This window comes from Sphingobium indicum BiD32 (assembly GCF_000382885.1).
Lineage (GTDB): Bacteria > Pseudomonadota > Alphaproteobacteria > Sphingomonadales > Sphingomonadaceae > Sphingobium > Sphingobium japonicum_C.
Genome location: NZ_CAVK010000251.1, coordinates 43,981 through 55,083 on the forward strand (window position 1 = coordinate 43,981; position 11,103 = coordinate 55,083).

Genomic DNA, 11,103 nt, shown 5'->3' on the forward strand with positions numbered 1-11,103 from the left:
ATGGCAAGCGGCCTGCATAAACTTCGTGATGGGTGGGTGGCCCAGGTCCGCGTCATCCATGCGTTGATGATCCGTGAACTGATCACCCGCTTCGGTCGGGAAAATATCGGTTTTTTGTGGATCATGGCCGAACCGCTCTTATTTGGTGGTCTGGTCGGCGTGATCTGGCACTTTACTCATGGGCCGACCGAACATGGAATAGGTATTATGGCGTTCGTGGCGACGGGCTATATTCCCATCACCCTGTTCCGTCACAGCGTATCGCGCAGCGTGGCTGTATTCACCGTCAACCAGAGCCTGTTATACCATCGCCAGATCAAGATCGTGGACTTCATCATCGCCCGGTTCAACATCGAACTGCTCGGCGGGATGATGGCCTATCTTTTCATGGGCATCGTTCTACATGCCGTCGGGGAATTTCCCATTCCCGATGATATCGGATTGCTGATTGCAGGCTGGTTCCTCTACGCCCTGTTTTGTTTTTCGCTGTGCCTGATCATCGCGCCGTTGTCCGAAATGTCGGAGGCAATGGAAAAATTCGTGCCTGTAACGACTTATGTCATGATCCCGTTCTCCGGGCTTCTCTATCTTGTATCGTGGATGCATCCGAGCGTGCGTGACTTCCTGCTCCTGTCGCCATTCGTCAATTGCATGGAAATGATGCGCAAGGGCATATGGGGTCCGGATATCACAGCCTATTATAACATCTGGAATCCCATTGGCTGTTCGGTCGTATGTACAACGTTCGGCCTGATTCTGTGTCGCATCGTTCGCGGGAAGTTGAGCGTCGAATGATCATTTGCGACAATATCACCAAATCCTATAAGCATCATGGCGAGCGCAAGCACGTTCTCAACGGTATCAACCTAGTCGTGCAACCGGGCGAACGGATCGCATTGCTGGGACGGAATGGTGCAGGCAAGAGTACGCTTATCAAGCTGATCGGCGGGGTGGAACTGCCCACGTCGGGCAGGATCATCCGTAAGATGTCGGTATCCTGGCCACTGGGTTTTACAGGCGCTTTTCAGGGTAGTCTGACGGGCTATGACAATGCCCGCTTCATCGCCCGCATCTATCAACGTGACTATGACCGAGTTCGGCAATTCGTGGAGGAATTCACCGAACTTGGTCGTCAATTGCGGATGCCGGTAAAAACTTATTCTTCTGGTATGCGTGCGCGTCTAGCCTTCGCTCTGTCTTTGGCGATCGAGTTCGAATGCTATCTGATCGACGAGATCATCCTGGTGGGCGACCAGAATTTTCAACGCAAATGCCAAACTGAAATGTTCGATAAGCGTACTGACCGGGGCATGATCGTCGCGTCTCACAGTACGGAGTTCGTAAGGCAATTTTGCACCAAGGCCGTTGTTATTCACAAAGGCGATGCGACCATCTATGACGATATCGACACGGCAATTGAAGATTATTCCAACCTATGAACCGGTCTGGCATACGGGATATACTGTTAACGATATTTTAAGTATAAATTAAAGTAGCTTCGGATTTTTCATGCATATGAAAGATGGGTGCCAATTTTTGGTGCCGTTTCATATGGCATATATAAAAATTGACAAAGGCGAGGCCTTATACATAATGTCACAAGGACTGGAAATGTTGGACACCGCGGAGCAAACAAGTCGGATTAGTTACGAACATCTCCATTGCTATGCGCTTTATCGTGAATATGTCGAAGGAAAGCGCGTCCTGGATATTGTAGACGGAGCGATCTACGGAACATATTTGCTGAGTGAACGCGCGACTTCCGTAACGGTCGTCAGTACTGATAAGGATGTTATCGCCGACGCGGAAAAGCAACATTCTGGCCAGAATATCCATTTCCTGTTCACTGACCTTGTCGATCTTCCCTTTGATGACAGTCATTTCGATGTCGTCATCTGCAACGACATCATGGCCCTAACGCAGGATCAGAAGGGCCTGATCATAGAATTGAAGCGCGTACTTAAGGAGGAGGGCCTCTTCATCACGGCATCGTCTGACGTCCCCACCCGCGACGGGCAGGCGGATGTCGAATTGCCGGGAAACAGGGCCAGCGATCCAGCGCCATTCCGGAAAATACTGAACCGCCATTTTAGCCATGTCCAGTTGACCGGCCTGCGTCAGGGCAGGGTTTCGCTCAGTTTCAGGTTGGACCAGCACAAGCGGCGGACCAACCGGCCCAGTGCGCTGACCTTCCTGGGCGATTTCAAGGATGGCGTCCCAGTCGTACAAGGCGATGAAATAGCGTCCAAGCAACCGGATCGGATCATCGCGCTTTGTTCGATGCAGTCCTCGCCCGCCGAAGAGACGGGTGCCAGCCTGTTCATGCCGCGCGACGAGACCCGCTGGCTGGACCATATTGGCAATAACCCGATGGAGATGCCAGCATCAGGGCAGGACGATCCGGTGCTGCGCGTCGAGCTGAGCAATGCGCAGGCGCTGTTGCAGACGCTGCGGGACGATCTGAACAAGGCGCTGGAGGACAGGGCGCAGCTCGAAGCGCGCTATAATCAATTAAGCATCGATGCAGCTTCGACCGTGACCTTCTCTCGGTTGCTGGCACGGATGACCGGCACGATGGTCGCGACCGACGCCGATTCCATCGTCGAAAAGCTGTTCGGCCTGAACCAGCTCATTGCAACACAACGCAGCCAGCTCGAATCGACTCAAGAGATGGCCGACACTCTGGCGACTGCGGAACGTACAACGACGACCTTGCGTGAACAGCTGGCAGAGACGCAGTTGCGCCTCGTTAATGTGAACGCCATGCTGGACCAGGAGCAGCGCGAAGCCGTCAGCCTACGCGCGAAGCTCGACGTCGCAGAGAAAGCAGCGGCAGTCCATCAGGCGCAGTTGTCGCAAGTTGGTTCGCAACTGATGGACGCTAACAGCCAGCTGGGCCGGGAGCGAGGCGAAGCCGAAGGCCTGAGAGCGCAGGTCAGCGGGTTCAACCATATCGTGGCGGCACAGCGCGACCAGCTGGATCTCGTCAGAGAGGATGCCGCATCCCGGCAGAAGCAGGTCATTGAGGTCAGTTCTGAGCTGGCAGTCGCTAATGCTCTGCTGGGTCAGGAACGCAACGAAGTCCTGAATATCCGATCACGCCTTGAGGAGAGCAACCAGGCGCTCACCGATACCCGAACATTGCTCGAGCTGGAACAGGCTGAGGCCCGTGAGATTCAGGATCGGTTCAGCCGAGCCAATGAGGCGTTGGCTGCTCTGCGCGATCAACTGGAGACAGCCAAGGGTTTCGAGGCCCGTCTTGCCACGGTCGAGGAATATGCCGCGGCGACAAACGCACAACTCACCCAGGCCCAAAAGGAACTGACAGACACACTGGGACTGCTGGAACTGGAACGCCAGAAGAGTCAGCGGGACATGGCGGTCCTGCGCAAGCAATTGGCCGTTGCGACCGCTGGACTTGAGCGCGCGCAGCAGGAGGCCGAGCAGGCCAAGGCATTGCGAATCGAAATAGCAGAGCCGACGACGCAGCCCGCCCCTCCTCCTTCTGCCGGGGTAGGCATGGCCACTCTTCCGGCGCGCGCAGCGCCTAACACGAGCGTCGCCAGAACCGTCAGCAGGCAGAATGCGGGCGTGCGCAGGGAACTCGAGCGTTTTGTTCAGGTTCATGGCAATATCCGCCAGCAGATTGTCGCCGCCGCGCAGGATGTGCGCGCGCATATCGTTCACCAACCAAGGCCCGTTGTCCAGGAATCGGTGGTCAAGCGATTAAGCCGGAGATTTGATCGCGACGCGGCTCCTTTCCGCACAAAATTGTTCGATAGCCACTGGCTCGCCACGCAATCGGCCGATGCCGCAGGCGTGCGCCTGGGCCGCTATCTGCGCGATCCTGGCCTGTGGACGCTGGACCCGCATCCGCTGTTCGCTTCCTCTTATTATTTGCAGAAAAATCCGGACGTCGCGTCGGAAGGCGTTTGCCCGCTGCGCCATTATCTGGAGATGGGCTGGCGCGAAGGGCGCAATCCCCACCCCTATTTCCTCAACGACTGGTATCTCAACCAGAACAAGGATCTGTTGCCGACGCTGGCGATCAGCCCACTCGAACATTATCTGGAGCATGGCTGGCGCGAAGGACGTGCCCCCAATCCGCTCTTCAATCCACAAACCTATCTCAATCGCTATCCTGATGTAGCGCAGGCGGGGATTGAACCCCTCACCCACTATATCGTCTACGGTCGAGCGGAAAAGCGGGAAATCCCGCTCACGTCCGTTAACCCGGCATGGGAATCGCTGCTGACCGGAACGGACCGTTCACTGGGCCTGCTTGACTTCATGCTGGACAATCCGCCCCTCCCCCTGCCGGCAGATGAGGTCACGCCCGAAGCGTCGGCGGTTATTGCCCAGAAATGGCCGCCGGAGCGGTTGAACGATTTTTGGATCCCGCAAAAATTGCGCGACTTTCTAGTGGAGGGGCGCCACGAAAGCGAGATTGACCTCTACACCTATCTCTGTTCGGTGATGGCGGCCTATCAGGAAAAGCCGGAGACATTCCCGGCCTCCAGCCATTGCCTGCAGATTTCGGACAGAATAAAGGCGCTGTCGGCGGCGCGTGTCGCTGGCCTTCCGGATCAGCCCGACGCATCGATCATAATTCCGGTCTATAATAATGTGATCGATACGCTGCTCTGTATCTGTTCCGTGCTGGAATACAGGGCGTCGGCATCCTACGAGATCATCGTCGCGGACGACGGGTCGAGCGATGCGACCCCCCAGTTGATCGCTACGCTCGGCGGTGTCGTCCGTTATCTGCGCCAGCCCCGAAACTACGGCTTTGTCGGCAATTGCAATGAAGCGGCGAAGCAGGCCCGCGGTCGCCACGTCGTACTTCTCAACAATGACACGCTGGTCATGCCCTATTGGCTCGACACGCTGCTCGACACGTTCGAGATGCATGACGGGGTTGGTCTTGCCGGATCGAAGCTTATCAACTGGGACGGCACGCTGCAGGAAGCGGGCGGCATTTACTGGAACGACGGGTCGGCATGGAATTTCGGGCGCGGTGCCAATGCCCGCGCGGCCGAATTCAACTATCTGAAAGATGTGGACTATATCTCCGGGGCGGCGATCGCCATTCCGACCGATGTCTGGCGGGCCATGGGCGGCTTCGACGAAATCTATGCACCTGCCTATTGCGAGGATTCCGATCTGGCGTTCCGCCTGCGCGAGGCGGGCTATCGCACCGTGCTGAACCCGGCTTCGGAAGTGCTGCACCATGAAGGCCGCAGTCATGGTCGCGACCTCAATTCCGGGATCAAGGCCTATCAGGTCAAGAACCAGGAGACGTTCCTGGACCGCTGGCGACCCGTGCTGGCGCGGGACCATTTCCCCAACGCCCAGAATGTACTGCGCGCGCGCGACCGATCCTTCGGCAAGAAGCATGTCCTGGTCATCGACCATTATGTGCCGCAGTGGGACCGCGACGCCGGATCGCGTTCAACCTTCATGTCCATCAAGGCCTTGTTGGCTCAAGGCTATGCCGTGACATTCTGGCCCGATAATCTGTGGCGCGATCCGCAATATACGCCCACGCTCCAGGAAATGGGTGTCGAAGTCATCTATGGCACCGAATATCGCGACAAATTCGGCGAGTTCCTGCAGGCACGCAGCAATCTTTATGACGCCGTGTTCGTCAACAGGCCTCATATTGCGCCCCATTACCTTAAGACCATCCGGGCGACGAATGGCGCGATCAAGATCATCTATTATGGTCATGATCTGCACTTCAGGCGCCTGATGACGGCGCAATCCGCTGGCGAACCGGTGTCCGACGTGGACATCCGCCTGATGCGCAGCCAGGAACTGGATGTCTGTTCGCAGGCCGATGTCATTCTCTATCCCGACCAGACCGAGGTCGATCTGGTCGAACGGGAGCTGGGCGGTGATCGCACCTACAAGGCATTGCCGGTCTATGCCTTTGAAAAGGGCATGTTTGCCCGTAGTGGGCGGGTGTTGAATAGCATTGCGCAGAAAAGGGCGTTCAACCTGCTGTTCGTTGGCGGCTTCAACCACACGCCCAATGCAGACGGTATCATCTGGTTCGTCCAAAACATCCTGCCGATCGTGCAGGAGAGACTAGGCAAGGTCCAACTGACGATTGTAGGTTCCAACGCGCCGGAAAGCGTCCTCGCACTGGAAAGCGATGGGGTGGAGGTCGCTGGCTTCGTCAGCGACGATCGCCTGTCGACCCTGTATGAGGAAACATCTCTCGTTATCGCGCCGCTGCGTTTTGGCGGCGGGGTCAAGGGCAAGGTGATCGAGGCCATGGCCTCGGGCGTTCCGCTGGTCACGACGCCAATCGGTGCCCAGGGATTACAGGATCCCGAAGCCCTCATGTTCCTGGCAAGCGAAACGGATGCATTTGCTGATGCCGTGATCCAAGCCTTGACGGATCGCGACGAAGCAGCAACACGCGCCCGGAATGCCTGGGCGTACACCAACAGGCATTATTCTATGCAGGCGATGGAAAATCTGTTTAATAGCATTGTTGGATGATGGTCGGCACCAAAAAATGGCCGCTTGCAGCGTTGCGCGGATGTATTGGCCAGCGATCTTGCGCAGTCGGCATGTCGCGTTGAGTGCGGTCCGTTCCCGGAGCAATTCAGTCTCCTGGCAACTGTGCCAACCCGTTGATGTGGGCCTGGTGCTTTGGCTGAAAACCGGTTGAGGTTAGCAATCAATGGCCATATTCACATACTAGTCTAAATAAGGAAAGGGACCAAAGAATGATCCAGTGCGAACTGAGTGACGGAAAGTTTCTCTTCGTCAACATGGACCGCGTCGTCAGCGTCAGCAGTCAGAAGAATGGTGAAATCACTCTTGGTTACTTGCGCCATAACGATGAAATTACATGGGTTGCCATTAAACGCTTTCAAATCATAAAGACGGGCACCTGGTATTGATGCACTATAGCGTTGATCAGTGGTGAATAATTAAGATTGTATAGGTATTTTCATGGCGTCTCGTGTTCTCGTTTTTTCTCTTGGACAGGGCGGCTATGATGTTGCCTTTGCTTCTGCCGTAGAAAGCCAGCGAGAATATTGTGAGCGCCATGGATATACCTATGTCTGTGTGTCCCAGGACGGAAGCCCCGCGCTCGGCCGCGAGAATATCTGGCTGAAAACGCTCCTTCTTTACGGGGCGCTGCTGAAAAATGACTATGTCCTGTATCTGGATACCGATGTCGGTATCCAGCCAGGATGTCCTCCGATCCATCTCGCCGTGTCCAGCGAAAGGCCGATCGGTGTTGTCGCAGGTCATTCGGGGCGAGTGAACGCCGGGGTCATCTTCGCCTATCGCAATGCGTTGTCGCTGGATTTCTTCGCCAGATGGGTCGCCAGCCTCGGGAAGCCCATTTCCGGTCGGCATGATGTTGGTTGGGGAGAAAATGGCCATCTCATCCGGCTGGTCGAAGAATATAATGTCATCCCGATCGATACCCGTTGGAACAACACCTACGACCCCGATCTGCATGATTATATGCGTCATTATACCGGTCCTCTACGCGCCCAATATCATTTTGAAGGCGAATCGAGGGTTGCATGGGATGGAATTCTGGCCGCGCTTCGTGAATCCAAGGCGATGGATGCTGCGGACATCGTCACGTCATTTTCGGAATTGAAGGAAGTCTATGGGCGTTCCGCACCAGCGGATTGCTTTGCACCTTTCGATGAATTGTGGCCTGTCCCCAAGGACATCGCCGTCCCGCAGAAATATTCTTCGCTTCCGCCGAAGAGGGACGATTCCCATGTTTACGTGGCCGAAGAGGTGCAGGACAGTTCGCCCAATGCCTATGTCGTCACGCTGCGCGACGGCCTGCAACAGGTTCTGGGTCCCGATAATGTTACGACAGGCGTCGCATCCTTCTGGGATCATGATTTCGTTCCGGGCGACATACTGCATATCGAGTGGATCGAATCCCTCTTCCACTGGAAAGTGCCAAGCGACGAACAGGTTCGGTTGTTCGAGAGGCGCATGCAGCAGATCGCTTCTATATGCCCAATCGTATATACGGCGCATAATTTCGACCTGATGCCGAGCTATGGCAAGAACAGGGCGCGCATGATGCAAGCTTTGGCCGACTATGCCACAGTCATATGCCATCTGAGTTCGGACAATATAGAACCTTATGCTCGCCATCATGGCAAGGTTAACGGCCTGAAAGACGTCAAGACGGCGATCGTGCCACATGGCGACTACCAGCCCTATTTCCGTCTGGACAATCAGCCATTCCAAGACAGGGTGTTTGAATCCGACAAGATCAAGATCCTGGTATTTGGTCATATAAGGACTGAAAAAGAGCTAAAATTCTGTCTGGAGGTCAGCGAAGCGCTGGGCCATCAGCGTTACCAGATGATCTTTGCCGGGGCTATTCACCCCGACCTCATCCATTGGAAGGAAATCCATCGGCATCGGGACGAATGGGACGGAAAGGCCCGACGCATTCATTTCAAGGTGCCCAACGAACAGGTTATCAGCTTGGTCAGCCAGTGCGATGCATTGCTGGTTCCCCGCTTCGATCGCCTGAATTCGGGGGTCCAGTTTCTGGGTCATTCCCTGCTGAAGCCGGTATTCGTACCCGATCAAAATTCGATGGGTGACGTGCAGAGAAAGGCAGAGGCCGGCGGCATCTTCATTCCGGAGGACGTGAAATCTGCCGTTTCCATCATCAAGCAGACTTTCGAAGGGGATCCTGTGGCCATGATGGTAAAACAGTTCAAGGTCAACGCCTTCAACTATTGGCGACAGGATGCGGTCAATGTCGGCATGGCACACAAGGCGGCGTACCAACTGGCAGTCGCCGAACATGCCAAGCGCGAGATTGAGGTTGTAAGCTAAGATGAATGTTTACGTTTATTCGTGGAAGCCGGCCACCAGCATCAATTTCGGGGATGAGATTGGCCCGATGGTGGTTCAAGCCCTGTGCCGGAAGTTCAAGCTCGACTATGATATCATCCCGACGGTCCTGTCCACTCATTCAAAGATTCTGGCCATCGGTTCGATCCTCCACGAAGCGAAGGATGATGATGTGGTCTGGGGAGTCGGCGTCAATTCCAAGCACCGGTCGATCCTGCCCAGTAATGCGAATATCCGGTTCAATGCTGTCCGGGGGCCTTTAACACGCTTCATGATGCGCGATCAGGGGTTTGACTGTCCGGAAATCTATGGCGATCCAGGTTTGCTTTTCCCGATGCTGTTTGACGAGCAGATCAGGACCCGTCGTGGGCAGTTGGAAAACGCTGCACAGGAGATCGGCGTGCCAATGCCGGAAATCGTCGTCATTCCCAACATAAATGATGACCGGTTTCTTCCCTATTTCACAGAGCCGTTCACAGATAATCTGATGTTCATCCGGCCCAATCTCGACCCCATCACTGTCGCGGCCTATATTTCGGCATCGAAACGGGTCATCAGCAGTTCCCTTCATGGACTGGTATTCGCAGACGTCTATGGCAAGGCGATCACGCGCATGGCGAGCCAGTTCGAGGCGGATTTCAAATATACTGACTATTATGAGGGGACAGACCGTGTGGCGCCCCGGGCATATCGCGATCTGAAGAGCAGCTTGGATGGCGAACTGGTTGCTCCTCTCACCTGGAATCCCGAACCGCTCCTGCGTGCGTTCCCGCTGCTCGATCCCGCCCTGCAGGATATTCTGGCGGTCAAGCTCTTCGACGTGGAAGAGAATAGATGCTATCAGGTGGCAGACCTGCCGAATGGCGAAGGCCCGTTCACCACCGGTTGGGCCAAGGCCGAAGGCGGTGCCATCTGGTCGGTCGACCAATGGACCGATTTTCAGGTGCTGTTCAAGAAGCCGCCGACGCGCAGGCTGACCCTGCGGCTGAATGTGGGTACGCTTCCCAAAGGGACGGGGGGGGTTGTCGTCTTCCGCGTGGTCCATGGGGGCAAAGTCATCGATACGCATCGTATCATACGCAACGAACCGTCCAAAATCATAGATATCCCCGTGCCGCAGGCACATGCAAGTGGTGAGCTATCCCTGCGGTTCAAGGTCGAGAATGCGTCCAGACCTGTGGAACATGGCATAGGCGACGATGTCAGGCATTTGGGTATCTGGATTTCGAGTTTTGAATTCGCCAGCGGGACGTAATTTTTGGCAAATGCGAGATCCCTTCTCGTCGGTGGCTGCCCAAGAAGTGGTACTTCCTGGGTTCATTTCATGTTGGCGACCCACCCTGATACCGTCACCTGCCGGGAAACGCATGTTTACGACAAATATGTCGGACCGCTGAAGGATTGGTATGATCAGGAATATAGTCTGGAAGCGGCAGACGGCCTGAGCGCGATTTTCAGCGAGGTCGAGTTTGTCGACGCCATTCTGGCACCTATCGTGCAGACGACATTGTCGCGGATCGCGGCCAGGGCCGATCCGGGGAAGATGATTCTTGAAAAGACGCCCGGCAATATCCTGCGTTACGAACTTGTGGCGCGTATCCAGCCTGATGCCAAGTTCCTGTTCGTCGTCCGCGATCCAAGGGCGGTATATGCATCCTTCAAAGCGGCAAGTCAGGAGAGTTGGGGCGGATGGACGCGGAAGTCCATCGCCGAATTTTGCCAATCATGGACATTCTACACGACCGCATATCTGGCCGCGCGCAATTATATACCTAAAAAAAAGCTGATGTGCGTCAGTTATGAAAGTCTAATGACTGATACGGCAAAGCATCTGTCACATATCTTGCAATGGGCGGATCTTAAGACAAGCAAGCAACTGCTTCACCAGATTATCGACGAAAATGGCATCGACAAGTTTCGTTCTGTCGATGCTGGAAGCCTAAAATATGAAACCCGAAAGGACTTCTATCGGACGGGCAAAGCCTACGGCTGGGTGGAAGAGCTGGATTTGGCCGAGATCAAGGAGATAGAATCCCGTTGCATCAACGTAATGATGATAATGGGATATTCCAGATATTCTTCTTCCAATTCCTCGACGTGATGCTGCTGGGTAACAGCAAAGAACGCTATGGATACAGACTTTATAGCGCACCGCCCGACGTAACCGGCGTTAAAGAGGGCTTTGACTCAAATTCTGCGCAGATGGTACAATCGTTAGCGGTGCGAGCGGCC

Annotated in this window: 7 protein-coding genes; all 7 read left to right on the forward strand. The window is 55.1% G+C overall.

Translation table 11 applies throughout. From position 1 onward, the window contains the following. Positions 1–795 (forward strand): ABC transporter permease, encoded by a 795-nt coding sequence (locus EBBID32_RS22525; protein WP_037492491.1) that lies wholly within the window; start codon positions 1–3, stop codon positions 793–795. After that, complete coding sequence (locus EBBID32_RS22530; protein WP_006967591.1) at positions 792–1,439, forward strand: ABC transporter ATP-binding protein; 648 nt, start codon at positions 792–794, stop codon at positions 1,437–1,439. The genes EBBID32_RS22525 and EBBID32_RS22530 overlap by 4 nt, the downstream gene beginning before the upstream one ends. Positions 1,440–1,611: 172 nt before the next feature. Next, positions 1,612–6,510 carry a glycosyltransferase gene (locus tag EBBID32_RS23335; protein ID WP_051093410.1) on the forward strand — a complete coding sequence of 1,633 codons (4,899 nt, stop codon included), beginning with the start codon at positions 1,612–1,614 and terminating at the stop codon, positions 6,508–6,510. Positions 6,511–6,740: 230 nt separating this feature from the next. Then, positions 6,741–6,917 carry a hypothetical protein gene (locus EBBID32_RS24355; protein WP_006967596.1) on the forward strand — a complete coding sequence of 59 codons (177 nt, stop codon included), beginning with the start codon at positions 6,741–6,743 and terminating at the stop codon, positions 6,915–6,917. Positions 6,918–6,969: 52 nt separating this feature from the next. Then, a complete protein-coding gene (locus EBBID32_RS22545; RefSeq protein ID WP_156022663.1) occupies positions 6,970–8,853 on the forward strand; it encodes a hypothetical protein in 1,884 nt (627 codons plus the stop codon). Positions 8,854–8,920: 67 nt separating this feature from the next. Next, on the forward strand, positions 8,921–10,126 hold the full coding sequence (locus tag EBBID32_RS23340; protein ID WP_196805721.1) for a polysaccharide pyruvyl transferase family protein: 1,206 nt from the start codon (positions 8,921–8,923) through the stop codon (positions 10,124–10,126). A gap of 3 nt (positions 10,127–10,129) precedes the next feature. After that, the gene (locus EBBID32_RS22555; protein WP_081628164.1) at positions 10,130–10,972 is read left to right on the forward strand and encodes a sulfotransferase family protein; all 843 of its coding nucleotides are present in this window, start codon (positions 10,130–10,132) and stop codon (positions 10,970–10,972) included. Positions 10,973–11,103 lie beyond the last annotated feature (131 nt).

Excerpts from the sequence above, each read along its gene's own strand:
- EBBID32_RS22525 (WP_037492491.1), top strand. The coding sequence starts at position 1 with ATGGCAAGCGGCCTGCATAAACTTCGTGATGGGTGGGTGGCCCAGGTC.
- EBBID32_RS22530 (WP_006967591.1), top strand. The coding sequence starts at position 792 with ATGATCATTTGCGACAATATCACCAAATCCTATAAGCATCATGGCGAG.
- EBBID32_RS23335 (WP_051093410.1), top strand. The coding sequence starts at position 1,612 with ATGTTGGACACCGCGGAGCAAACAAGTCGGATTAGTTACGAACATCTC.
- EBBID32_RS24355 (WP_006967596.1), top strand. The coding sequence starts at position 6,741 with ATGATCCAGTGCGAACTGAGTGACGGAAAGTTTCTCTTCGTCAACATG.
- EBBID32_RS22545 (WP_156022663.1), top strand. The coding sequence starts at position 6,970 with ATGGCGTCTCGTGTTCTCGTTTTTTCTCTTGGACAGGGCGGCTATGAT.
- EBBID32_RS23340 (WP_196805721.1), top strand. The coding sequence starts at position 8,921 with ATGGTGGTTCAAGCCCTGTGCCGGAAGTTCAAGCTCGACTATGATATC.